At 69.7% G+C, this 24,910-nt stretch carries 22 protein-coding genes; 7 read left to right on the top strand and 15 right to left on the bottom strand.

What is annotated here, in order from left to right; translation table 11 throughout:
* Positions 1-14 precede the first annotated feature (14 nt).
* The 4 genes from BR07_RS0101865 to BR07_RS22870 all read left to right on the top strand — a co-directional run bounded on the left by BR07_RS0101865 (position 15) and on the right by BR07_RS22870 (position 4,343).
* A complete protein-coding gene (locus BR07_RS0101865; RefSeq protein WP_027503991.1) occupies positions 15-647 on the top strand; it encodes a TetR/AcrR family transcriptional regulator in 633 nt (210 codons plus the stop codon).
* 109 nt (positions 648-756) lie between these two features.
* Positions 757-1,665 (top strand): AurF N-oxygenase family protein, encoded by a 909-nt coding sequence (locus tag BR07_RS0101860; RefSeq protein ID WP_027503990.1) that lies wholly within the window; start codon positions 757-759, stop codon positions 1,663-1,665.
* A gap of 7 nt (positions 1,666-1,672) precedes the next feature.
* A complete protein-coding gene (locus tag BR07_RS0101855; protein ID WP_027503989.1) occupies positions 1,673-3,157 on the top strand; it encodes a 4Fe-4S binding protein in 1,485 nt (494 codons plus the stop codon).
* A gap of 556 nt (positions 3,158-3,713) precedes the next feature.
* On the top strand, positions 3,714-4,343 hold the full coding sequence (locus BR07_RS22870) for a hypothetical protein (RefSeq protein WP_037183902.1): 630 nt from the start codon (positions 3,714-3,716) through the stop codon (positions 4,341-4,343).
* Here BR07_RS22870 and BR07_RS26880 read toward each other — a convergent pair.
* Genes BR07_RS26880 through BR07_RS0101825 form a run of 5 tightly spaced genes read right to left on the bottom strand, consistent with a single transcriptional unit; the run spans position 4,291 to position 10,468 of the window.
* On the bottom strand, positions 4,291-5,544 hold the full coding sequence (locus BR07_RS26880) for an MDR family MFS transporter (protein ID WP_231476115.1): 1,254 nt from the start codon (positions 5,542-5,544) through the stop codon (positions 4,291-4,293). The genes BR07_RS22870 and BR07_RS26880 overlap by 53 nt on opposite strands.
* A 59-nt stretch (positions 5,545-5,603) precedes the next feature.
* On the bottom strand, positions 5,604-7,382 hold the full coding sequence (locus tag BR07_RS0101840) for an ABC transporter permease subunit (RefSeq protein WP_027503988.1): 1,779 nt from the start codon (positions 7,380-7,382) through the stop codon (positions 5,604-5,606).
* The gene (locus tag BR07_RS0101835) at positions 7,379-8,872 is read right to left on the bottom strand and encodes an ABC transporter substrate-binding protein (RefSeq protein WP_231476113.1); all 1,494 of its coding nucleotides are present in this window, start codon (positions 8,870-8,872) and stop codon (positions 7,379-7,381) included. Before BR07_RS0101835 ends, BR07_RS0101840 begins: the two co-directional genes overlap by 4 nt.
* 37 nt (positions 8,873-8,909) lie before the next feature.
* Positions 8,910-9,686, bottom strand: coding sequence for an ABC transporter ATP-binding protein (locus tag BR07_RS0101830; RefSeq protein WP_231476110.1), 777 nt, complete (start codon positions 9,684-9,686; stop codon positions 8,910-8,912).
* Positions 9,683-10,468: an ATP-binding cassette domain-containing protein gene (locus BR07_RS0101825; protein ID WP_027503985.1), complete on the bottom strand. Its 786-nt coding sequence runs from the start codon at positions 10,466-10,468 to the stop codon at positions 9,683-9,685. Before BR07_RS0101825 ends, BR07_RS0101830 begins: the two co-directional genes overlap by 4 nt.
* Positions 10,469-10,678: 210 nt before the next feature.
* Between BR07_RS0101825 and BR07_RS0101820 the strand changes: the two genes are divergently transcribed.
* The 3 genes from BR07_RS0101820 (at position 10,679) to BR07_RS0101810 (ending at position 14,380) form a co-directional block, all read left to right on the top strand.
* Positions 10,679-10,960 (top strand): DUF1490 family protein, encoded by a 282-nt coding sequence (locus BR07_RS0101820; RefSeq protein WP_037184264.1) that lies wholly within the window; start codon positions 10,679-10,681, stop codon positions 10,958-10,960.
* A 101-nt stretch (positions 10,961-11,061) separates the two neighbouring features.
* Entirely contained in the window at positions 11,062-13,176 is a 2,115-nt protein-coding gene (locus tag BR07_RS22860; protein WP_051613048.1) for a heavy metal translocating P-type ATPase, read from the top strand.
* A gap of 10 nt (positions 13,177-13,186) precedes the next feature.
* Complete coding sequence (locus tag BR07_RS0101810; protein WP_027503983.1) at positions 13,187-14,380, top strand: acyl-CoA dehydrogenase family protein; 1,194 nt, start codon at positions 13,187-13,189, stop codon at positions 14,378-14,380.
* A gap of 4 nt (positions 14,381-14,384) precedes the next feature.
* Here BR07_RS0101810 and BR07_RS0101805 read toward each other — a convergent pair whose 3' ends face one another.
* The 10 genes from BR07_RS0101805 to BR07_RS22850 all read right to left on the bottom strand — a co-directional run bounded on the left by BR07_RS0101805 (position 14,385) and on the right by BR07_RS22850 (position 24,803).
* Positions 14,385-14,804, bottom strand: a complete 420-nt coding sequence (locus BR07_RS0101805; RefSeq protein ID WP_027503982.1) for a ChaB family protein — start codon at positions 14,802-14,804, stop codon at positions 14,385-14,387.
* Between the two features lie 86 nt (positions 14,805-14,890).
* Entirely contained in the window at positions 14,891-15,718 is an 828-nt protein-coding gene (locus BR07_RS0101800; protein WP_027503981.1) for an MBL fold metallo-hydrolase, read from the bottom strand.
* Positions 15,719-15,760: 42 nt separating this feature from the next.
* On the bottom strand, positions 15,761-16,621 hold the full coding sequence (locus BR07_RS0101795) for a cyclopropane mycolic acid synthase family methyltransferase (RefSeq protein WP_027503980.1): 861 nt from the start codon (positions 16,619-16,621) through the stop codon (positions 15,761-15,763).
* Positions 16,566-18,545: a RecQ family ATP-dependent DNA helicase gene (locus BR07_RS22855; RefSeq protein ID WP_051612939.1), complete on the bottom strand. Its 1,980-nt coding sequence runs from the start codon at positions 18,543-18,545 to the stop codon at positions 16,566-16,568. The genes BR07_RS0101795 and BR07_RS22855 overlap by 56 nt, the downstream gene beginning before the upstream one ends.
* 51 nt (positions 18,546-18,596) lie before the next feature.
* Positions 18,597-20,255 (bottom strand): phospholipase D family protein, encoded by a 1,659-nt coding sequence (locus BR07_RS0101785; protein ID WP_037184258.1) that lies wholly within the window; start codon positions 20,253-20,255, stop codon positions 18,597-18,599.
* A 59-nt stretch (positions 20,256-20,314) separates the two neighbouring features.
* Positions 20,315-20,896: an isopentenyl-diphosphate Delta-isomerase gene (gene idi, locus BR07_RS0101780; RefSeq protein WP_027503978.1), complete on the bottom strand. Its 582-nt coding sequence runs from the start codon at positions 20,894-20,896 to the stop codon at positions 20,315-20,317.
* A 51-nt stretch (positions 20,897-20,947) separates the two neighbouring features.
* On the bottom strand, positions 20,948-21,850 hold the full coding sequence (locus tag BR07_RS0101775) for a sucrase ferredoxin (protein ID WP_027503977.1): 903 nt from the start codon (positions 21,848-21,850) through the stop codon (positions 20,948-20,950).
* A gap of 8 nt (positions 21,851-21,858) precedes the next feature.
* Positions 21,859-23,118, bottom strand: coding sequence for a cupin domain-containing protein (locus BR07_RS0101770; protein WP_037183889.1), 1,260 nt, complete (start codon positions 23,116-23,118; stop codon positions 21,859-21,861).
* On the bottom strand, positions 23,115-23,372 hold the full coding sequence (locus tag BR07_RS0101765; protein WP_027503975.1) for a hypothetical protein: 258 nt from the start codon (positions 23,370-23,372) through the stop codon (positions 23,115-23,117). Before BR07_RS0101765 ends, BR07_RS0101770 begins: the two co-directional genes overlap by 4 nt.
* Before the next feature lie 84 nt (positions 23,373-23,456).
* Entirely contained in the window at positions 23,457-24,803 is a 1,347-nt protein-coding gene (locus BR07_RS22850; protein WP_051612938.1) for an APC family permease, read from the bottom strand.
* Positions 24,804-24,910: the final 107 nt, after the last annotated feature.

Raw genomic sequence — 24,910 nt, 5'->3', positions numbered from 1 at the left:
CCTAGACTTTCCGGATGCAGACTGCCGGGAACAGGCTCGAGCGACGGAAGGCGCGCACGCGCCAGGCTCTCGTGGACGCCGCGCGCGAGATGATCGCCGACGGGCGTTCCTCCACCGCGAGCATCGCCGACATCACGGCCGCCGCCGACGTCGGGTTCGGGAGCTTCTACAACCACTTCGAGGACAAGCCCGCACTCTTCGCCGCTGCCGTGGAGCAGGTTCTCGAGCAGATGGGGGAGACGCTCGACGGAGTCTCGCCGCGCTCGGACGATCCGGTGCAGATCTTCTGCGACGCCGTCAGGCGGACCGGTCGTGCCGCCGTCTCGCATCGTCAGGCCGCGGAGATCGTCGACCGGTCGGGGTTCGCGTTGCTCGACGCGCCCGGTGGTCTCGGGCCGCGGGCCCGCCGGGATCTCGCGGCGGCGGTGGACGCCGGACGACTCGAGATCGAGGACCTGTCTCTCGCGACGGCAATGACGGCGGGTGTGCTGTTCGCCCTGGTGCACCGGTGGCTCGAGGACCCGGGCTCCGTCGACGATCGCCGGATCGACGACGCAGCGGAGCGGCTGCTGGTGATGCTCGGAACGGACCCCGACGCCGCTCGGGCAGTGGCGCACACGGACCTGGAGATGCCACAGATCTCCTGACGATTCGGGACCGTCCCGACCCTGCGACGTCTTCCCGTGACGGCGAGTACCTGATAACCTCTGTCACAGTTAGTCACGGAGATGTACCCGCCCACGGAAGGACGACGCCATGACCAGCACACTCGACCCGGAACTCACCGTCTCGGACGCCGAGGACGTGTCTGCTCGGCTGCTCGATTCCGTCGCAGCGCTCTCGTACGACCCCATGCAGGAGGTCGACTGGGAGGCTCCCCTCGACCCGGAGCAGTTCGGCCTCAATCCTGAGTGGAGCACCCTCTACGGCACTGATCTGTGGAAGGAGATGACGCCCGAACAGCGCGTCACCCTCACCCGCCACGAGGTCTGCTCGATCATGAGCACCGGCATCTGGTTCGAGATGATCCTGCAGCAGATGGTTCTGCGTGATCAGTACTGCAGCGACTCGTCGTCCTCGGACTTCCAGTTCGCGCTCACCGAGATCGCCGACGAGTGCCGCCACTCCCTGATGTTCGCCAAGGCGTGCCGCACCATGGGCATCAAGGCGTATGTCCCGCGCCGGCTCAGCATCGAGCTCGGTCGTGGCTTCAAGACCCTCGCCGTGTCGGAGGCCGCCTACGGCGGCATCCTCGTCGCCGAGGAAGTGCTCGACGTCATGCAGCGCGACTGGATGCGCGGCGAGAACGTGCTCCCGTTGGTGCGCACCACCAGCAAGATCCACGTCGTCGAGGAGTCGCGGCACATGACGTTCGCGCGTCAGCAGATGCGCGAGAACATGGCGGGAATCTCCGCCGCCCGCCGTAAGTCCGCGGCCCTGCTCATCGCCATCGCCGCCCGAGTCATCGTGTCCAACATGGTGAACAAGGACGTCTACGCCGCGGCCGGTCTCGACCGGGACCGCGCCGTGCGCGAGGCGAAGAACAACACGCACCACCACGTCATGATGCGCACGAGCAGCCAGCACCTGATGGCGTTCCTCAGCGACTGTGGACTGCTGACCAAGCCCGCTGCGGCCGTCTACCGCACCATCCACATGGTCTGACGCTCCCATGGCCTTCGCGATCACCCAGAACTGTTGCAACGACGCATCGTGTCTGTCGGTCTGTCCGGTCAACTGCATCCACCCGACGCCGGACGAGCCGGACTTCGGCAAGACCGACCTGCTGTACATCGATCCGCGGTCCTGCATCGACTGCGGCGCCTGCGCGGACGCGTGCCCGGTGGACGCGATCACGCGGGTGTCGCGGCTGTCGCCGTCGCAGGCGATCTACGCGGAATTGAACGCCGACTACTACCGGGACCGGCCGGTCGATCATGCATGGGGCGCACCGACGTTCCCGCCGGCGGACATCGGCTCCGTGTCGCTGAAACGGGTCGCCGTGGTGGGAACCGGGCCGGCCGCCTGCTACACCGCGACGGCGCTCCTGCGGCAGACCGATGCCGCGGTGACCTTCTTCGACAAGCTGCCCGTGCCGGGTGGTCTCGCGAGATACGGTGTGGCACCCGATCATACGAGTACCCGGCGCATCGGTGAACACTTTCGGTCGCTGTTCGTGCACTCGCGCGTGACGATGCGCCTCGGCGTCGAGGTCGGGGTCGACGTCACGGTGGAGGAACTCTCGCGGACCTTCGACGCGGTGGTCTACGCGGTGGGTGCCGATCAGGACAGGCAGCTTCCCCTCGACTCCGAGGTCGTCCCGATGAGTGCCCGCACCCTCGTCGGCTGGTACACCGGTCACCCCGACGTCCCCGCCGACGCCGTGGATCTGCGCGGCGTGACGCGCGTCGTCGTGATCGGCAACGGGAACGTGGCGCTCGACGCGGCGCGAATTCTGACAGCTCCCGTCGAGGACCTCGTGGGCACGGACATCTCGGCCCACGCGCTCGCGGCGCTACGGGACAGTGCGGTGCGGGAGGTCACCGTGCTCGGTCGACGCGGTCCCGAGGTCGCCGCCTTCACCCGGTCCGAGTGCCAGGCGCTCGTCGATCGCACATCGGTGCCCGTTCTGGTCGCGGGCGACGACGATCTCTCCTCGGTCTTGGCGGCGCTGCCGCTGTCCGCGTCCGCTGCACCGCTCGCCGCCGCACCGCGCGCCGACGAGGCCGAGACGGGTGACGGCGCGCCGCGCATCGTCTTCTCGTTCGGGCGCGCACCGGTGGCGGTACGCCCGGGAGCGCTCGACGTCCGCGGATCCGGCACGTCCGACGCGGGGATCGCGAGCTCGATTCCCGCCGATCTGGTGCTGCAGGCGACCGGGTATCGCGGGTCCGCCCTGCCCGGACTTCCCTTCGACGTGGACCGCGGAACCGTGCGCAACGTCGAGGGTCGCGTCGTGGACTCCGAGGACCGCCCGGTGGCCGGGGCCTACGTCGTGGGATGGGCCAAGCGTGGCGCCACGGGGGGTATCGGCGACAACAAGCTCGATGCCGAGCGCACCGTCGAGCTGATGCTCGCGGACTCCCTCTCCGCAGCCACGTCGTCGCGTCGCGAGACGGCCGGCAGACGACCATTGTTCGGCCGCGCCGGCCGATAGGCGAGCCGTTCCCGCGCTCCACTCCCGGGTCTCCAGCAGCCCCGGACCGTACCTCTCGGGAGGTGTGGTCCGGGGCTGACTGCGTTCCGAGGTGTCGGTGTGGCGCTGTGAGAGCGCCCGAGTGGCCGTCGTGGAGCGCGAATTCGCCACGAATCGCCGACCCGCCGTTCGTGGCTTTTCACGAAATTCAGTCTGCTTCGTCGGTGCAGTTCTACGAGGAGTCACCAAAGCGACCCGGAATACGAACGGGTAACTCGGATATAGGTTGTCGTAACGGGTCAATGACCTGCGGTTCGTTCTCGGGCCTCGAAAAGGGCACATCCGTCGCACGTCACCGATTTCGGGGCGGAATCCACTTTTTGCTCAGGAAGCGGGACAATAAGTGTGTGGATTCGTCGTCCGGCGAGTCCGTGGTCTGTTGGTCGGGGCGCCGGACGGCGATCCGACAACTCTGTCCGAGAGGTGTCCGATGTCGACGACTCTGCTCGCCCCCACCCGCCTGATCACACAAGGGAGCACGCGCCTTGCAGATCGTGATAGTGGGACCGTTCTGGTGATGAGTTCCCCGTCCGCCGATCGTGGGCTCTGGGACGAGTACCTCGCCTGCGCCACGCGGTCCTACGAGCGCCACGGAGTGGGCGTCGCGCTCGACGTCGAGCGCGTCGCCGACGGTGCGGACACCGCTGTGTTCTACGCGGCCGTGGACCGTGCGGGGCAGGTCGTCGCCGGCGTCCGCGGCCAGGGCCCGTACCTCAGCGTGGACCAGTCGCACGCTCTGGTGGAGTGGGAGGGCAACGCCGCTCGGCCCGACGTCGCGGAACTCATCCACGGTCGACTGCCCGCCGGTGTCGTGGAGATGAAGACCGCGTTCGTCTCCGCGGACGCCGAGCATCCCGGTGCGCTCTCCGCACTGCTGTCCCGTACGGCGCTGCCCACCATGGTCTTCACGGGCGCCCGGTACGTCATGGCCACGGCGGCCGATCACGTGCTGCGACGGTGGGAGTCCGGCGGCGGCCGCGTGGCCGAGAACATCGCCCCGGCCGCGTACCCCGACGAGCGTTACCGGACCCGCATGATGTGGTGGGACCGGTTCTCGATCATGGACGACGTGACCGAGGACGTGTGGGCACGCATCACTCGCGAGACGGAGGTGTTGACGGGCCGCGATCTGGTTCTGGCGGCGTGATCGCCGGGGTCACCGGTACCAGTCGGCGAGCCACCGAGCGCAACGTCACTGCCGCCGCGAGCGGCAGGACCGCCGCGGCCGCCCACGGAACCGCCTCGCCTGCAGGCGTGTCCGGCATCGCGTCGATGATCGCGCCGAGCGCGACCGACCCCACGAGCACCCCGATCCCGCCCAGCGAGGCCAGCAGACCGTAGTACGAGCCCGTGCTGCGCTCCCGCGCCATCCGCGGGACCAGGTCGCGCGCGAACGGCATGGCGATCATCTGACCTACCGTCAGCAGCATGACGAACGCGGCGGGCCCCACGAGCCCTGCGGCACCCTCGGTGCCGAGCAGTGCGGCCACGGCCGCCGCGGCGAACGCGGTCGCCATGACGGCGAAACCCAGTGGGAGCACACGTACCAGCGGGAACCGGCGCAGTGCTCGGGTCACGCTCATCTGCCCGGCGACGACGAGTGCCGACGCCGCGGCGAAGAACCATCCCAGTGGTGCCTGCGATCCCCACACCTGCTCGACCCGCAGCGGCAGCAGGAGATAGAGCTGGTTGTACGCGACGAGCTGCGCGCTCATCGCGGCGGCGAAGACGAGGAACAGACGGTTGCGGGCGATCTCCCGCCAGTCGTCGAGCCAGGTGTCCGTGGTCGACTCGGCGCGTCGAGCTGGCAGCAGCACCACGTGCGCGAGCGTGATGACGACGAAGACCCCGGCCGCGACGAGGCAGGTCAGTCGGAAGTCCACCGCGAGCAGCGCGGAGCCCAGCAGCGGACCGGTGAACGCGCCGATCTGGCCGAACACGGTGAACAACGCGAACGCGTCCAGGCGGGACTGGCCACCCGCGCGTTCACCCTCGCCCGCTTCCAGCGCCACCGCGCTCTCGACGGCCGGCGAGAACAGCGCCGCGGCCACGCCGGTGAGCGCCGTGGCTGCGAGGACGGCCGGAAGGCTCTGGGCCAGAGCCAGTCCCACGAATCCGAGGACGCGCAGGACGCAGCCCGTCAGCACCACCGGCTTGACGCCGAGGCGGTCCGCCAGCGTTCCGCCGACGACGAAGAGTCCCTGCTGCGAGAACGTGCGGACTCCGAGCACGACACCGACCAGCGCGGCGCCGAGACCGAGGTCGGACGTCAGGTGCACGGACAGGTACGGCAGCACCATGAAGAAGCCGATGTTGAAGGCCATCTGCGTGAGGACGAGCAGTCTCACGGTGGGCGTGGCCGCACGGAGGTCGTGCCAGGGGAGCACTCGACCGCGGCGAGACGCCCTCAGCACGCGGAGACCGGGGTGGGACGGTCGGCCTGCGCGGCGGGACCGTCGGTCGACCGACGCCCACGGCGGGACCGGACGGCACTCGACAGCGAGACCGCCGTGACCGACAGCAGTACGAGGCTCACCAGGGGCGCGAGGGCCACCCAGGGCGCCCGCTCCACCGTGGACACCCCGTCGGCCAGCACGAGACCCCAGTCGGGACTGGGTGGTTGCGGTCCGAGCCCCAGGAAGCCCAGGGCGGCGAGCGCCAGGGCGATGCCCGGCAGCCGTAGCACTCCGTGACGCAGAACGGCGGGGCCGACCGCCGGCAGCACCGATCCGAACAGCACGCGGAGTCGACCTGCGCCGAGGGTGGGGAGGACGGCGACGTACGGCCTGGCCGCGACCTCGGCCGACAGCGCTGCGGTGTGCGCGGCCAGGGGCGCCCACGAGACCGACAGGACGGCCACGGCCGCTGCTGCGGCACCGGGGCCCACGACGGAGGCGACGATCACGCCGGCGATGACCGGAGGCGCAGCGTTGGTCACCTCGATCGGACCGGTGAACACCCGCGCCGCCGAACCGAGAACCAGACCCACGAGCACACATCCCAGTGCGACCGTCGCGGACACGGTGACGGTGTGTGCCGCACCGTGAGCGACGCGGGCGAGCACGTCGCGTCCCGATGCGTCGGTGCCGAAAGGATGTGCGAGGGACGGCGGCAGGAATTTTCCTCGCGTGGTGGCGAACGGGTCGCGGGGCAGGCCGACGAGCACCATGATGCCCAGCGCGCTCGCGGCGACGGCGGGCACGACGAACGGGAACCGACCCGCGGCGACTCGTGCGGTGGGTACCGGGACAGCGCGATCGTGCACCGACCGGCCGAGCAGTGCCCGGCGGGCGGCCTGCGCGGCCACACCGATGAGGACGCTGACCCCCATGAGCAGCAGGATGTCGGCCTGCAGTGCCGGAAGGTCCTGCGACTGAGCATTTCCGAGCATCGATCGTCCGATCCCCGGGATGGCGAAGACGCGTTCGACCGCGACGGCCCCACCGAGGAGCCCCACCATCACGAGGGCCATCTGGGAGGTGAGCGACGAGGCCGCGCGGCGCAGCACCGCACTGGCGAGCGTGCCGCGATCCACGTCGGCGACCGTCCACGTGGTCACCCACGCCTCGGTGAACGACACCGACACGGCATCGGCGAGCAGACGACCCAGCAGCCCGCCGGCCGGGAGGCCGAGTGCGAGAGCCGGGAGGATCGCCGAGGTCGGACCGGTCCAGCCGTACGACGGAAGCGACAGCCACACACTGCCGACGATCACTGCGACGGATGCCAGCAGGAACTCCGGCACCGAGGTGAGAACCGAGGCGCCGACACCCGACGAGCGGGACGGCCGCCCCCGCAGCCCGGCGCGCAGTGCCGGAGCCACGATCACCGTCGCCACCGCACAGGCCACCGCGAGGGCGAAGCCCATCAGGGTCGTCGAGACGGCGAGCGCGTCGAGGGCGCCGGGTAGAACGGGCCTGCCGGTGTTCCACGACGTACCGAGATCGCCCCGCAGGACTCCGCCGAACCACTGGCGCAGCAGCGTGATCGGACCCGCATCGAGTCCCAGATCGGCGCGGATCGCGGCGAGCGCGGCGGGTGTCGGCTCCTGGTCGGCGGAGCGCGCACGCAGGATCGACAACGCCGGGTCGCGGCCCGACAGCCACGGCAGCAGTGCGACCACCACGATCACGCCCGAGACGGACAGCAGGCGAGAGGCGGAGACGAGGACGCGGCCGGACGTCATCCGACCGTGGTGTCGGTGGTGACCAACATCCGTTCCCGCGGATCGCGCGCCGCACCCGACACCGACGCGGCCTCACCCTGCACGACGCGCTCGTGCAGCATCGGCACCACCGCATCGCGCTCGAGTATCAGCCGCTCCGCCTCGAGGACGGCGGCGCGGCGCGCTGCTCCCGGCTCGGTCGCCGAGGCGGTGGCCAGAGCGGAATCGACGGCAGGGTCGCAGAACTGCGCGATCGTGAAGGATCCGGCACAGGCGAAGTCGGAGTACATGTAGGCGACGGGGTCACCCGAGTCGAGCACGGTCGCCCGCGACAGGATGAACGCGTCGAACGCGCCGGCGAGAGCATCGGCTTCGATGAACTGGTACTCCCGGACCACCTGTTCCACCACGAAACCGCGGGCCTCGAGCTCCTGCTGCAGCAGCACCGCCACCTCGGGTAGTTCCGCGCGATCGGTGAAGGTGCCCAGGGTGATCCGTCGTCCCGCGGGATCGCCGGCCGGGGCGGTCGTGCGTGCGGGCCGATCCGCCGTCCACGGCAGGGCGGGTCCCAGAAGTCCGCGGGCGACGTCGGCTCGGCCCTCGTACACCTGGTCGACGAGTCGATCGGCGTCGACGGCCTCCCGCGCTGCGGCGCGCATCGACGGATCGGCGAAGGCGCCCGTCCTGTTGTTCAGGTAGAGGGTGTTGGTGCGCGGCATCGGCACCTCGTGCACGAGAGCCGGATCGACCAGCGCCGCCTGCGACACCGGCACCGCCTCGACGATGTCGGCGGTACCGTTCCGCAGCGCCGCGGCCCGGGCCGTGCCGTCGGGGACGAAACTCACGTCGATGCCCGAGGCCTTCGCCGGACCACCCCAGTAGTCGTCGTTGCGATCGAGTGTCGCCGTGGACGTGCCGTCGACGGCGGTGAGCACGAACGCACCGGTGCCGTGTCCGACGGGATCGACGGGACCACCGCCCGCGTACGCGCCCGGCGAGAGGATGGCCAGCTGTGGGCTCGACAGTCGTTGCGGTACCAGCGGATCCACCGTCGCGGTGCGCACGGTCACGGTGTCCGTGCCGTCCGCCTCGACGGTCATGTCGACACCGTCGAGAATGCGGGGCTTCGGCGAGGCGGTGGTGGCCGCGGTGAGTGCGGTGACCACCGCGGCGGCGTCGAGCGGCGTCCCGTCGTGGAACCGGACGTCGGGCCGCAGGTCGATGCTCCAGGTCGTGTCGTCCACGCGAGTCCATGAGGTGGCGAGGGCAGGCTGTGCCTCGCCGAGATCGTCCAGTACGACGAGGGTCTCGGCCGTCGACCATCGGGACAACTTGAAGGCGTCGTCGCTCAGCGGGGTCAGCCCGGAGCGCGGAGGCTGCAGCATCGCCACACGCACTCGGCCGCTCCCGTCGTCGGCGGACGGTGAGGCCGCGAAACAGCCGGACAGCGCGAGCGCCGACACGGTGAGAACGGTCGTGAAGGGCAGCATTCGGCGGAGGGACCGCATCATGGGCATTCTTTCGAGGGGGAGGGTCGGACGGAACGAACTACGGACGCGAGAGGACGGGAAGACGCGGTACCGCATCGACCAGGGCGCGGGTGTGGGTGTGCTGCGGGGACCTGAGAACGCCGGTGGTGGAGCCACTCTCGACGATCACGCCGTCGGCCATGACCAGAAGACGATCACTCGTGCGGGCGGCCACGGCGAGATCGTGCGTCACCAGCAGCGACGCGGTGCCGTCGCGGGCGCACACGGTCTCGAGGACGTCGAGGACGAGATCGCGCAGCGGCAGGTCGAGACCACTGACCGGTTCGTCGGCGACGAGGTAGCGGGGTCGGCACGCGAGGGCGCGAGCGATGGCCACCCGTTGTCTCTGGCCGCCCGAGAGCTCACCGGTGCGGGCGCCGGCCATCGACACGGCCACCTCCACAGAGTCCAGGGCCGCGAGCGCCTGAGCGCGGTGATCGCCCTCGCACCGCAGCCAGTTCAGCGGTGCGGCGACCGAGTCGAGCACGGTGCGACGCGGGTCGAGCGAGGAACCGGGATCTTGCGGAACGTACTGCACCTCGCGGCGGAACCACCGGGTCGAGCGGGCGGGACCCGGCCGGATCGCGGCGCCGTCGAGTGTCACGTCGCCGGAGTCGGCTGTCTCCATCGCCAACAGTATCCGGAGCAGGGTGGACTTGCCCGATCCGGAGGCGCCGACGAGTGCGACTCGCTCGGAGGGAGCGACGGAGACGGTGACGTCGTCGACCGCGATCGTGTGTCCGTCGTACCGGCGCGTCAGTGCGCGGCCGTGCAGACCGGGAGATCCCGACGTCACGATGCGACCGGGGCGGAGTGCAGCGCCGCGTCGGCCGACCGAGCGCGCGACACGAGCCTCGCGGTGACGGGGTGGCGCGGTGCCGAGAGAACGTCTGTGACGGAACCTGTCTCGATGATTGCTCCCTGGTCGGCGACCACCACGCGGTCGCAGAGAGCAGCGGCGACGGCCAGATCGTGCGTGATGAAGAGCAGGGCGGGTCCTCGGTCGCCGCCGGTCGCGGCGCCGAGAGTCGCGACGACAGTGCTCTGGCTGACCACGTCGAGTGCCGTGGTGGGCTCGTCGGCCACGATCACCGGGGCGTTCGAGGCCAGTGCCATCGCGATGCAGACACGCTGACGCTGCCCGCCGGAGAGCTGGGCCGGACGTGCTGCTGCGATGCGCTCGGGATCGGTGAAGGCCATGCCGCGCAACAGTTCCTCTCGGTCGGCACGTCGCCGACTCGTCTCGCCGCGGTGGCGCAGTGCGAGATCGAGCTGCCGTCCGACAGTGAGGAAGGGGGCGAGTGCGGACGACGAGTCCTGGAACACCATCGCCGCCCGCGCGTCCCGAGGGCGGCGGGGGACGGGCGTGCCCGCCACGTCGTGACCGCCGATGCGCACGTGACCGCTGACGATCAGGTCGGGAGGGGTGACGCCGACGACAGCGGACGCGATCACCGATTTTCCGGAACCGGACGCGCCGACCAGCGCGACTCGTTGTCCTGCAACGACATCGAACGTGATTCCGGTCACGAGCGTGGTGGCGCCGACTCGGACGGTCAGGTCGTCGACCTCGAGCACGGTGGTGTCCCTCCGCCTTCTGTCGATACTGATAATCGTTGTCGACGAGAGAGTAGGGGTTCGTGACGGTCGGGGGCAAACCGGTCGCGATCATCGACCGATCCGACAACGGTTGTCGGTAACGCTATGATCACTGCACGTCGTCCTCGCAGGCGATCCACCGTCACCGATCCGCGTCTGCTCGCAGCGCGGTGCAGAGGGAGTCCCATCATGATGTTTCCCGTCATCGCCAAGGCGGCGTCCACCGTCGTGACCGGGGTAGTGGGCGTCGCGGCCTACAACGGTGTGAAGAAGGTCGTCGAGCGTGCACCGCTGCGCGAGGCTGCAGTCCGGGTCACCGAGGTGAGCCTGCGTGGGGTGCGCAAGGCGGAGGTCAAGGCCGAGTCCGCTCGTCTCGCGGTCTCCGACGTGGTCGCCGAGGCGAAGGATCGCATGGGTGAGGAGGCGCGGCCCCCGGCCGCGTCCGACGTCGGTCACGGCCACGACCACTGATCGCCGACGTGAGCACCGCGGTCGCCGGTCGGGCGGACACCGATCCCGCCGAGACGCCGACACCCGCAGCACCCGAGGTCCTCTCCGACGGCGCCGGCAGGATGCGCGTCCGACTCGACTGGATCACCGGCAGTGACGTCCGCGCGGTCGCGGTCGAGGACTTTCTCGACGCCGTTCCCGGCATCCGCGCGGTGCACGCGTTCCCTCGGACGGCGTCCGTCGTCGTCTGGTACTCCCGTTCCCGTACCGACCCCGCGTCGGTGCTGGCCGCGCTGACGGCCGTACCCGCGGCGACCGCGCTCGTTCCGGGCCAGGTCGCGGTGCGCACACCGCGGTCGGCAGACGTCGGTACCGGCGAACTGCTGCGCATGACCGTGGGCGGAGCGGCTCTGGTCCTGCTGGGCCTGCGCCGGTACGCGCTGCGCCGACCTCCCGTGCTGGGTCCCACCAGCCGGCTCGTCGCCACCGGTGTCACCGTCTTCACCGGCTATCCCTTCCTTAAGGGCGCCGTGCGGTCCCTCACGGGAGGCCGCGCCGCCGGAACGGACGCCCTGGTGTCCGCGGCGACGGTCGCGAGCCTCGTCCTGCGTGAGAACGTCGTCGCCCTCACCGTGCTGTGGCTGCTGAACATCGGCGAGTACCTCCAGGAGTTGACGCTGCGCCGCACCAGGCGTGCCATCTCGGATCTGCTCAGCGGCACCCACGACACCGCGTGGATCCGGACCGGTGACGGTGCCGAGGTCTCCGTGGACATCGACTCGCTCGAGGTCGGCGACGAGGTCGTGGTGCACGATCACGTCGGAGTCCCGGTCGACGGCACCGTGATCGAGGGCGACGCCGTCGTCGACCAGTCCGCCATCACCGGCGAGACGCTGCCGGTCACTGTGACCGTGGGGACCCGGCTGTCGGCCGGATCCGTCGTGTTGCGCGGCCGCGTCGTCGTCCGCGCGTCGGCCGTGGGTCGCGACACGGCGATCGGCCGCATCATCGCCCGGGTCGAAGAGGCGCAGGAGGATCGCGCGCCCATCCAGACGGTGGGCGACAACTTCTCCCGTCGCTTCGTGCCCGCGTCGTTCCTGCTCTCGGCCGCCACGCTGCTCGTCACCCGTGACGTCCGCCGGGCCATGACCATGCTGCTCGTCGCGTGCCCGTGCGCGGTCGGTCTGTCCACCCCCACCGCCATCAGCGCTGCCATCGGCAACGGTGCCCGGCGCGGAATCCTCATCAAGGGCGGGTCCCACCTCGAACAGGCAGGCCGTGTCGACGCCGTCGTCTTCGACAAGACGGGAACGCTGACGGTCGGGCGCCCGGTGGTGACCAACGTGATCGCGTTCCACGACGCGTGGGAGCCGGAGCAGGTGCTCGCCTATGCGGCAAGCTCCGAGATCCACTCTCGGCATCCGTTGGCGGAAGCCGTGATTCGCAGTACCGAGGAACGTCGCATCGAGATTCCACCGCACGAGGAGTGCGAGGTGCTCGTCGGGTTGGGCATGCGGACCGTCTCGGACGGGCGGACGCTGCTGCTGGGCAGTGCGTCGCTGCTGCGCAGAGAGGACGTCGAGGTCTCCGAGGAGGCGTCCGACTGGGTGTCCCGTCTGCAGCACCGTGCCGAGACGCCTCTGCTCCTCGCGGTCGACGGCGTGTTGGTCGGGCTGGTCAGTCTGCGCGACGAGATCCGCCACAACGCCGCCGAGGTACTGCGCGCGTTGCGGGCCGACGGTGTGCACCGCATCGTGATGCTCACCGGGGACAACCCGGCCACGGCCGCCGCCGTCGCGGCCGAGCTCGGTATCGACGAGTGGCGCGCCGAGGTCATGCCCGAGGACAAGCTCGACGTCGTCCGCGCCCTGCAGGCCGAGGGCCACATCGTCGCGGTCGTCGGCGACGGCACCAACGACGCGCCGGCGCTCGCGGCCGCGGACATCGGCATCGCGATGGGCGCCGCCGGGACCGACGTGGCGGTGGAGACCGCGGACGTCGCTCTCGCCGGGGACGATCTGGCACGACTGCTCGACGTGCGCGCGCTGGGGCGGCGCTCGGTGGCCGTCATCCGCCAGAACTACGCCATGTCGATCGCGGTCAACGCGATCGGGCTGGCCGTGAGTGCCGGCGGAGCGCTGTCACCGGTACTCGCGGCGATCCTGCACAACGCGTCGTCCGTCATCGTCGTCGGAAACAGCGCGAGACTCATCGAGTACAGGCCCGGATCCGGGTAGGTTCGACAGGATGACGACCACCGCACCGCGCACCACCGCAGCACCCGTCGGACCACTCGATCTCTTCGCCGCCGACTCCCTGCTCGACGAGGACGAGCGGGACATCGCGGCCACGGTCCGCGCGTTCGTCGACAAGCGGCTCAAGCCCGAGGTGGGGGACTGGTTCGAGGCCGGCACGCTGCCTCGGGAGATCGCTCGCGAGTTCGGCGGCATGGGTCTGATGGGCATGCACCTCGAGGGGTACGGCTGCGCCGGGACCAACGCGGTGAGCTACGGCCTCGCGTGCATGGAACTCGAGGCGGGTGACAGCGGGTTCCGGAGTTTCGTCTCCGTGCAGGGCTCGCTGTCCATGTTCTCGATCCACCGGTACGGGTCGGAGGAGCAGAAGCAGGAATGGCTCCCACGTCTCGCCACCGGGGAGGCCATCGGGTGTTTCGGACTGACCGAGGCCGACTTCGGTTCCAACCCGTCCGGGATGCGCACCCGTGCGCGACGGGACGGCGACGACTGGATCCTCTCCGGCTCCAAGATGTGGATCACCAACGGCACCCTGGCCGACGTGGCGACGGTGTGGGCGCGGACCGACGAGGGCTTCCGTGGGTTCGTCGTGCCCACGGACGCACCGGGATTCGCCGCGCACGCCATCGGTAAGAAGCTGTCGCTGCGCGCCTCGGTGACAGCGGAACTCGTCTTCGACGACATCCGGCTCCCGTCGTCGGCGATGCTGCCCGGTGCCACCAGTCTCGGAGCTCCGCTCTCCTGCCTCAACGAGGCGCGGTTCGGCATCGTGTTCGGCGCTCTCGGCGCAGCGCGGGACAGCCTCGAGACCGCCATCGCGTACGCGAATTCTCGCGAGGTGTTCGACCGGCCGCTCGCGAGTTTCCAGCTGACGCAACAGAAGCTGGCCGACATGACACTCGAGCTCGGCAAGGGGTTCCTTCTCGCCGTCCACCTCGGCAGGATCAAGGACCGCGGTGAGATCACGCCGGATCAGGTGAGTCTGGGCAAGCTCAACAACGTCCGCGAGGCCATCGCCATAGCCCGCGAGTGCCGCACGATCCTGGGCGGTAGCGGCATCACTCTGGAGTACTCACCTCTGCGGCACGCCAACAACCTGGAGTCCGTGCTCACGTACGAGGGGACCAGCGAGATGCACATGCTGTCCATCGGTAAGGCGCTGACGGGACAACAGGCGTTCCGCTGACCTGTCACCGCTTCCTTGCGGTCTGCTTCCTGTTCTCCTTGTCGATGGCGTCGACCAACTCGTCCTTGGTCATCGTCGAGCGGCCGTGAACGTCGAGGTCGCGAGCGACCTCCTCGAGATGCTTCTTCGACGCGTTCGCGTCGACGCCGCCCGCGCTGCGGCCCTTCGGATTCGGGCCGCCGCTCTCGGCGCGCTCGTCGGAGGGGCCTTTCTCGTCCTTCGGCTCCCAGTGGTCGCCCACCTTCTCGTAGCTGTGCTTCAGCGAGGAGTAGGCGACTCGGTGCGCCCGCTGCTCGTCGTCGTATTCCTCCTCCGCGGAGTCGAGTGTCTTCGCGAAGGTGCGCTGCGCCTTCTCGTCCGATTTCTGCAGGGTGGAGGGCAGCTCCGACTCGATGGGCTTGCCGTCGTCGTTCGTGGTGGGCACGACTGCCTCCTTCTCTCGGGTCCTGACGTCGGGTCTCGTGTCCAGGTGGCCTACCCGCGTCCCGAGGCGCGAAAACCCTGCCGACGTCACCGTCTCAGCGGCACCGTCTCGCCGCGCCCGACGTAGGTGATGCGGTCACCGAGACCTCGCGCGCGCATCTCGCGGGAGAAGTCGGACAGGGGAGAGGCGAAGACACCGTAGTCGTCGACATGCACGGGCAGTACCTGCGCCGGGTCGACGAGCTGCATGGCGTCGGTGCCCTGGCGGCCGTCCATCGTCACCATCGCTCCCCAGCGCGGGTTCTGCCCGAACGGCAGGGTGGTGCCACCGAGGTGCACGACACCGGTGTCGATGTCCGGACAGCGCGTGGGGATCTCCCGAAGCTCGTCGACCATCAGGGTGTCGCCGGAGACGTACACGCGCAGGTCGACGGTGTCGGACTCCGCGGATCCGAACTCGAGCATCGTGCCCATCACCGGCGGAAGCACCCGCAGACGCTGTGCCCAGACGGGGCCGTGCCGACCGGGCATCGCCGTGATCGTCACGACCTGCTCTCCGACTCGCAGGCGTCGTGATTCCCACGTCGACAGTCCGGTCGCCGCCTCGAAGCCGCGACGGGTCAGTTTCGAGGCAGCGTGACCCGTAGTGAACACCGGCAGCGACCGGTCGAGCCCGCTCTGTGCGCGCCGGTCCCAGTGGTCTCCGTGCATGTGCGACAACACGATCGCGGACAGCGGTGGCAACTCGTCGATCGAGACGGCCGGATCGAGACGGCGTGTGGAGAACAGACCGTGACCGAGATAGGCACGCTCGCCGGCGTGCAGGAAGTTCGGATCGGTGAGCAGCGTGATGTCGCCGTAGCTCACCAACCCGGTCGCGTTACCGACGAACGTGTAGCTGCCGTGGGAGACCATGCCGGCGGCTTCCCCGCCGACATGGTTCCAAACGACCTGGTTCTACTTGGACAGCGTGAACTGCATGATGTCGATGGTTCCGCGGCGGAACTGCTTCGCACATCCGCCGAGGTACTTGATGTAGCGCTCGTAGACCTCGTCGCCGGCGATCGCGATGGCCTCGTCCTTGCGGGCCTCGAGGTTCTCCGTCCAGATCTCCAGCGTGCGGGCGTAGTGCTGCTGCAACGAGTGCACCCGGTCGACCGAGAACCCGACGGACGTCGCGCGTTCCTGGATGGTGCCCGGGCGCTCGAGCTCCCCGCCGGGGAAGATCTCCCGGAGGATGAAGCGCATGAAGACGGCGTCGCGCTTGTCGACGGCGACACCCTTCTCCGCCAGATCGTCCAGTCCGTAGCCGACGATGGTGTGCAGCAACATGACTCCGTCGGAGGGGAGCAGCGAGTGCGCCTTCTCGAAGAACGGGACGTGGCGCGCGCGACGGAAGTGCTCGAAGGCGCCGATGCTGACGATCCGATCGACCGGCTCGTCGAACTCCTCCCAGCCCTGCAGGCGTACCTCGGCCTTGCGGTCGCCCGTGAGGTCGTCCAGACGGGACTGGACGCGTCCGAACTGGTGCTCGCTGAGCGTCAGGCCGACCACGTCCACATCGAACCGCTCGCGGGCGCGGATCATCGCGGTTCCCCATCCGCAGCCGACGTCGAGCAGGCGCATGCCCGACTCGAGGCCCAACTTGTCCAGGGCCAGATCGATCTTCGCGAGCTGTGCCTCCTCGAGCGTCATGTCCTCGCGCTCGAAGTACGCACAGCTGTACGTCCACGTGGGGTCGAGGAAGAGCGCGAAGAAGTCGTCAGACAGGTCGTAGTGCGACTGAACGTTCTTGAAGAAGGGCTTCAGGTCTGTCATGTGGTCTAGCAACCTCACACTCGACGGGCAGGAAGGAGCGACGGCACACCCTCCCCCGGGGATGTCTGTCATGCGCGAATCTACGGTCTTCCCAGTCGATCCGCGCTTGGAACCGCCAGGTCGACGCGCTAAACGAACCTGCGGTCCGAGTCTCGCGCGTCCGTCGTGGTCGGCCCCGGTTCTCGGCTCCCGCAGGTTGTCGAAGGTCCGTTTCGAGGCTGTCACTCGGTGATGTCGCGCTCCTCCAGGATCGTGGTCGCCAGGGTGCGGTAACCGTGTTCGGGAAAGTGCACGGTGACGCGCTCCGCATCGGCCGACACCACGTTCCCGCGCCCCAGTCGCGGTGATGCAGCGTGTCGCCGGGCCGGTAGCTCGTGTCACCGCCGTTGACGTCGGACTCGGCCGCGGTGCCGGACTCGCAGGTGTCGCACCGACCACAGAGTTGCTCCGTCACCTCGCCGAGGTACTCGAGGAGCACCTGTCGTCGGCATCGCCGTGTCTCGGCGTAGGTCCGCACCATCTCCACCCGCGATCGCGCCGCCGTCTCCTGCCGGCGAGCCGCCTCCAGTGCGCGCTCGACGGCCTCGGTCGTCGAGAGGCTGCCGGGCACCCACCCGGCGTCCGTGTGGTGCACGGCGTCGACGTGATCGAGCAGCTCCAGGGCGGTCTCCACAGCGCGCGGTGACAGGTCGGGCAACCCCGTGAGCGACTCGGTCGACATCGGTTCCGTGGCGGACCGCAGCGCCCCCTGCACCGCCTCGAGCGCATCTCGGCGCGGTCGGCGAGTGGCGAAGAACGACGGCAGCCCCAGGTCCTCGGCGCGAAAGTGCAGGACGGCAGCGGCGTCCGCACCGTCGCGACCGGCGCGGCCGAACTCCTGGTAGTACCGCTCCAGCGAATCGGGCGGTGCAGTGTGGACGACGAACCGGACATCGGGCTTGTCGATGCCCATCCCGAACGCCGACGTGGCCGCGACGACGTCGACCGTCCCGGCCGCGAACGCCTCGTGCGCCTCGTCGCGCGCGGACCGCGGCAGACTGGCGTGGTACGCGAGCGCTCGGAGGCCGCGCTCCGCCAGCAGAGCCGCGAACTCCTCCGCCTGCACGCGAGTGGCGGTGTACACGAGACCGGTTCCGGTTTGCCCGTTTGATTCCGACCGGCCTCCGGCCTGCCCGCCGGACTCCGACCGGCCTCCGGCCTGCCCGCCGGACTCCGAGCGCCGGACGACATCGTCCACGGCCGCCCGGAGTGCCATGTCCGCGTCGTGGTGCCGGACGACGGACAGCCGGATCTCGGGCCGATCGAAGGAGCCGACCACCGTCAACGGATCGAGCATGCCGAGGCGCGTCGTGATCTCGTCACGGATCGGCGGGGGAGCCGTCGCGGTGACGGCGATGATCGGCGGGCGTCCGATCGCCTCGGCCACGTGACCGAGACGAAGGTAGGCCGGACGGAAATCGTGGCCCCGGGCGGCGATGCAGTGGGCCTCGTCGACGGCGATGCACGCGACGCCGAGTGCGCGCAGCCGATCCTGCACCTCGTCCCGAGAGGCTGATTCCGGCGTCAGGTAGACGATGGTCACCTCACCGCGAGCGAGGGACTCCCACGAACGCTCGTTCTCGGTGTCGCTCTGCTCGGAGTGCACCGCGACCGCCCGCACGTGTGTCGACCGACGACGCAGACCGTTCACCTGATCGCGTTGCAACGCGATGAGCGGGCTCAGGACGACGGTCGGCCCGTCGAGCAGCGACGCGGCGACCTGATAGATGGCCGACTTGCCGAAACCGCTCGCCAGTAGTGCCAGCACGTCTCGTCCGGACACGACGGCATCGATCGAGTCACGTTGTCTCGGATGCAGTTCGGCATGACCGAGCGCCCGCGCGGCCGCATCGATGTCGGGCGGTGGGACGGTGTCGGGGCTCACGAACGCCCAGGTACCCGCGAGTGGGCGTGCGAATCCTGCGCGGCCGCACCGTCAGAAGCGGCGCGTCAACCGCAGCCGCAGTGGTCGGCCGTCGGGGTCGACCACCAGCCGGTAGAGGAGCGAGAACACCCGCTGCTTCCACAGCGGCGGCACCTCGATGGCATGCATGCGCAATCGTCCTCGCGGGCGATCACCGTCGCGGCCCCCGTCGTGCCACGCGTCGAGCTCACTGACCTGATCTGCGACCGCGTCGAAGCAGTCGTCCGGGTCGAGGAGGTCGGCGACGTCGGCGTCCGCGCCGCTCCCACGGGACAGGTGTTCGGCGAGGAGCTCGAGGCGGAGATCTCGGGCGAACACCCGCGCACCGTCACCCAGGCCACCGGGATCGACGGGCTCGCGCGCATCCCGCTCCTCGTCGACCACGGCCGCTGTGAGTTCCGAATCGTGCGTCCAGGAGCGGCGATTGAAGTTGTCGCTACCGACGGCCGCCCACACGTCGTCGACGATGCAGACCTTGGAGTGCACGTAGACCGGCACACTGTCGTCGTTTTCCACGTCGAGGACGAGCACCCGGTCGGCGCCCGCGTCGCGTAGTAGATCCAACGCGGCGGCGTGACCCAGGAGCGACGGCGGGATGGTCATCGCACTGTCGTCGTCGAGGTGCCGGGGTACCACGATGATCATGCGGAGCCGGGGCGAGCGCCGCAGCGCACGCGCGAAGACCCGCGCGACGTCCACGGACCACAGGTACTGGTCCTCGATGTAGATCAGGCGCTCGGCGCGACCGAGGGCTTTGGCGTACGCACGGGCGGCGCTGCGCTCGCCGTCCTGCGCGAACGGGTAGGACGGTCGGCGACGCGGGTAGGTGCGGAGCAACTGCACCGAGCACGTTCCCGTCGCCTCCGGGTCGGGGAGGGCAGCGGGCAGCTCGGACGGCTCGCGCCGGTGCCGGCGGACGACGTCGCTCACCACGTGCCACGGCAGCCGCGACAGCGCCGCCGGATCCTCCCAGCGCTCCCGGAAGGTGTCCTCGACGTCGCGCACGGCCGGACCGCGCATCTCGAGTTGCAGGTCGTGCCAGGCGGGGGTCTCCCCGTACTCCGGCGGAAACGGTCGGCTCAGGGCATCGCCGTGATGGTGCGCATCGTCGCGTCGCGACCGGGCCAGATCGATCCCGCCCACGAAGGCGACGTTGCCGCCGGGCCGCGACGCGGAGCGCATCACCACGAGCTTCTGATGATGGGACCCGAAGGCCAGAACGCGCTGATCGAGAACGCACTCACCGCCCGCGTCCTCGAGCGCGGTCGCGAGGGCACTGTTCTTGCCGCCGGTGTATCCGAGGCCCTCCGCGTGCGAGCGCCACAGCAGACCTCGGACGACGACACCGCGCGAAGCGGCACCGGTCAGCGCGTCCTCGACCGTCGGACCGCGGTCGGTGAGCACCTGCTCCGGGTCGCCGCGCCAATCGGTGAACAACACCAGATCGTCCGGTGTCGCGTCGGCCAGGTGCTCGTTCAGCACGCGGAAGTAGGTGTCGCCGTGCACGAGAGCGACGCAACGGTTGCCCTCCGTCCAGGCGCGGATGCGAGTGTCCGGGTTGGCGCGCTCCTCCGCGGACAGGAACCAGGGATGCGTCTCGTCGTCGAAGTCGATGTCGGCGAAGATCGACGACCGACCCAGAGCGTTCGAGATGCGGTCGACCGCCGTCATCAGCACGTTGCCGCGCGGTGGTGCACCCGTCTCGACCGCGCGTCGTCCCGACCCGTGCGTCACGCGACGCGTGCCGCGGGTGGGAGGGACTCGGTGCCGCCGGTGGGCCACGCCAGAGGGTCGGAACCCAGGGCGTGCAGCTGACGGACCTGGTCCTGACACCACGGCGACAGATCGCTCTCGCCCGCCAACACGGTCGCGACGAACTCGTTCCACGGTTCCCAGCGGTAGTCGGCCACCTCGTCCGGTCGCGGATCGACCGTCCTGTCGTCGTGCAGGACGAGGAACACCGGGCAGATCTCGTACTCGACCACGCCGTTGTCCATCACGGCGCGGTACCGGAACGACGGGAGCACCGGAGCCGCGCTGTCCGCACCGATACCCAGTTCGTGATCGAGGCGCCGCAGAACCGCGGAGTCGAGACGCTCACCCGGCGCGGGGTGTCCGCAGCACGTGTTGGTCCAGATTCCGGGCCAGGTGCGCTTGTCGTGCGCCCGCTGTGTCACCAGGACCTCGCGCTCGCGGTTGATCACGTAGCTCGAGAACGCCAGGTGCAGCGGTGTGGCGTCGTGATGCACAGTGGCCTTGTCGTGGGTGCCGATGGCACGGCCGTCCTCATCAAGCAGTACTACGAGTTCCACACGTGTCCCTTCCGGATGTACGACCGGCCTCCGGTCCAGAGTAGTGGTCGCTCAGCGGGGCCGAGACGGGCGGACGGACACGACCTCGTGGGTGCGCACCGGCCCGGCGACGCGGGCGTGGCACGTGGTGAGGATCGGCGCCGACCGAGACTCCTGGAGGACCACCTCGACGGTGTCCCCGTGGTGGTCGAGGAGGACGTGTCGCCGACCGTCCGGGCCGGGAGCCTCCGACAGGGGATGCAGGGTGTCGATGGCGAAGTCCTGCAGGACGGTTCGTGCGGCGTGCTGGGCCACCTGCACGGCCCCCGAGAGCGCACTGCGGCCACGCAGGAACTCCGGGGTGACGAGTCCGTCGTGGTGGCGACGCAGGATGCGGACGACGTCCGCGTCGTCGACGTTGCCGTAGTAGAGACCGTGCGGCAGGACGATCATCGTGCCGGCGAATCGATCGCCACCGAGGTGCGAGCACTCCCACACCTCGCCGGGGTACGCCGCCACGGCCGGAGCGAGGATCGTGCGACCGCGGACGGCGCAACAGCGGTCGTGCCTGCCGTGGGTGCACACGGCCACGATGGTTTCCGTCGACGCGATTCCCGACGATCCGTCGAGCGGGACGTCGAGCAGATCGGCCGCGTCGGACACCTCGCCCCGGTGCACGCTCTCGTGCCCCGGCCGTGCGTCCACCGACGCCCACCGCCACCTGCCTCGGCCTCGGCGACGGCCGGGCTCCCGGACTGCGAGGGGGCGGAATCCGGCACTCTCGATGCGGCGCACGAGCGCACTACCCAGTACGGGATCGAGGACGGACGGGGAATCGAGGAACGCCGACGGGCCCCAGCTTCCCGCGAGCTCGACGAGGAACCATCGTTCTCCGCGAGAACCGCTTCCCGCCAAGGTGTCTCCCCGATCACGAGCGTTGTCGCTGCACGGGCGCCACGCCGCGGTGGTGCTCACCTGAGTCGTCACGATCGGGCGACGACGAGACCCTCGCGGAGCAGACGACGCACCACGACGATCGCGTCCTGATCATCGAGACCGGTGAGATCTCCGACAGCACAGTCTTTTCCGCTGTGCAGCTGCCGAACGGCGTCCGCCGCGATCGAGGGCAACGTGACCGTCTTGGTCCGCGTCGTCACGGCGACCGACTCGGGCGACTGCGTCACCCGCGCGGCGAGCCCGGATCGCCACGTCACCACGGTGGCCGCGGTCAGGCCGGCCATCGTGCGGACGGTCTCGAGAGGACGCACCGGGGCCGGCCGCGTGACCTCGACGAAGCGACGGCCGACACGCTCTGCCGCCGTCCGCGCTCGACCGTCGCGGCCGTCGGTGTCGGCGAGGGTCGCGGTCAGATCTGCGATCAGCGCGCGCACGTGCGGTACGACGGCGTCCGGATCGGTCAGATCGAGCCCCACGGGCAGCGGGGCCCGGAAGCTCGCGTCGTCCGCGAGGGTGCCCAGCACGTGATGCAGGAGGTCGTGTCGGGTGAAGGCCGACATTCCGACGGTCAGATGGATCGAGGTGTCACCCAGGGCCTCGGCGGAATGGATCCAGCCCCTCGGAACGTACAGCGAATCACCTTCGCGCAGAACGACGTCGAGGGTCGGGTCCGTGCGCGCCATGGCGGCGACGGCGTCCCGGCGATCCGACCACGGCTGGTTCGACAGCGGATGCTCGTGCACCGGGGGGTGCAGGATCCACCGCTTCTCGCCGGCGATCTGGAGGACGAAGACGTCGTGCACGTCGTAGTGGGGATCGAATCCCCGCGAGGACGCGGGGGTGATGTACGAGTTTACCTGCACCGGGTGGCCGAGATCGGCGACCAGGTCGCCGGTGAAGTGGATGAGGGGAGGCCACAGTCGATGGAGTCCCTGCAGGACGAGGGTGTGGCCGTCCGCGAAGGCCGCCAGAATTCCGGCGGAGTCGAGCTGGTCGGTCACCTCGGCCCCGAAGCCACCCGAATCGGTGAACTGACTGCGGTCGGTCAGTGCGCCGTTCCGGGCCATCCGGGCGAACGGAGTGCGCACGCCGCGTTCGGACACCAGCTCGTCGACGGCGTCCGTCGACAGCAGATCGGTGAACGGAGTGGGTAGATCGACCGCGCGCGTCAGGAGCGGCGCGCGACCCCAGTGGTCCTCGGCGAAGGCGCGGGGCTCGATGCTCAGAAGACGACGCAGCGCGGACCGGTCTCCCGGTCCGCGCTCGTCACCGGTCGGTCGGCTCAAGCCGTACCGTCCGCACCGCCGTCGTGGCCGTCGGGGTTCGAGCCGCCGTCGGCCGGGCCCTCGCCGCTGGCCGCGGAGCCGTCCGCGCCGCCGTCGTGTCCACCCGGATTCGAGCCGCCGTCCGCGGGGCCCTCCGTGCTGGACGCGGTGCCGTCGGCGCCGCCGTCGTGACCGTTCGGGTTGGAGCCGCCGTCGGCGGGGCCTTCGCCGCCTGCTGCTCCGGAAGTGGTGATGTCGTCGTCGTTGATAGCCATCGTCTACCTTTCAGTCGTCACGACCGGACGCCGGAATTCCGGCGTCGGACACACATCGAACGTCCCCGTTCTACAGGAGACAGGTCACGTGTTGACGATTTCGGGACTTCTCAAACTCCGTGTCCACCGCATCGCCGCGTAGAGCACGCCGCCGACCATGAGCAGCACGCCGGCACGCAGCCACGTCTGCGCGGTCTGCTGCGTCGCGAGCACGCCGCAGCTGATCAGAGCGAGCACCGGAAGGATCACCGGGGTGCGGAAGTGCGGGTGGTTTACCTGGTCCTTGCGCAGCACCAGCACGGCGAGGTTGGTGCTGACGAACACGATCAGGAGCAGCAGGACGACGGTCTCCGCGAGCGCTGCGACGGTCCCGGTGGCCGCGAGAATCATCGCCACCACCGTGGTCGCGACGATGGCCACCCAGGGAGTCTGCCGACGTGGCAACACCCGGCCCGCGACAGCGGGCAGTAGTCGCTGTCCGGCCATCCCGTAGGTGAGTCGGCTGGCCATGATCATGGTCAGCAGGGCGCCGTTGGCCACGGCGATCAACGCCACGAGTCCGAAGAGCCTGTCGGGGACACCGACGTCGGCCGCCGAGACGACGGCGAGCAGGGGCGCCGAGGTGTCCGCGAGGTCGCTCGCGGGCACCACCGCGCTCACCGCGAGTCCGACCGCGACGTAGACCGCACCGGCCGTCGCCAGCGAGAGGAAGAGCGCGCGAGGGTAGACGCGGTGCACGTCCCGGACCTCCTCCGCCATGTTGGCCGAGGTCTCGAACCCCACGAACGAGTAGAAGGCGAGCAGTGCCGCCGCGAGGACCGCCACGGCAGGGTTCACGGCATCGGTGAACTCGAGGGTGCGGCCGAGATCGCCGTCGCCGCGACCGAGCACGATGCAGGCGAGGACGACGACGAGGACGAGTCCGCTGACCTCGACGACGGTCATGACCACGTTCGCCCGCATCGACTCCTTGATGCCACGCGCGTTCAGGAGAGCGACGACGGCGAGGAACACCAGCGCGGCAGGAACCGTCGGGACGTCGAGGAAGGCGCCCAGATAGTCACCGGCGAAGGCGACGGACAGCCCGGCCGCGCTCGTCACACCCGCCGCAAGCATCGAGAACCCGACGAGGAACGACACCACCGGCCGTCCGAAGGCTCGCTCGGCGAACACGGCGGCACCACCTGCGCGCGGGTACTTGGTCACCAGCTCGGCGTACGAGGCCGCGGTGAGCATGGCCATGGCGAGTGCCACCAGCAGCGGCACCCACACGGCACCGCCGACCTCGCCGGCGATCTCGCCCACGAGTGCGTAGATACCCGCTCCGAGAACATCACCCAGGATGAAGACGAACAGGAGTTTGCCGGTGACGGCGCGACGCAGACCGGGGGAGTCGCCCGGGGCCGCAGGGTCGTTCAGGTCGGTGCTCATCGCAGCCGGTTACCCGTTCGCGGGGCCGTTACCCACGCGCACGATCCGGCGATCCGGGTCGTTTGTCGGGTCCGCCTCCGGGTAGCCGGGGCGCGACAAGAGCACGA

The sequence above is a fragment of the Rhodococcus sp. UNC23MFCrub1.1 genome, from assembly GCF_000686025.1.
In the GTDB taxonomy this organism is placed as follows: domain Bacteria; phylum Actinomycetota; class Actinomycetes; order Mycobacteriales; family Mycobacteriaceae; genus Rhodococcoides.
This window is presented reverse-complemented; position numbering and strand designations above follow the sequence as displayed.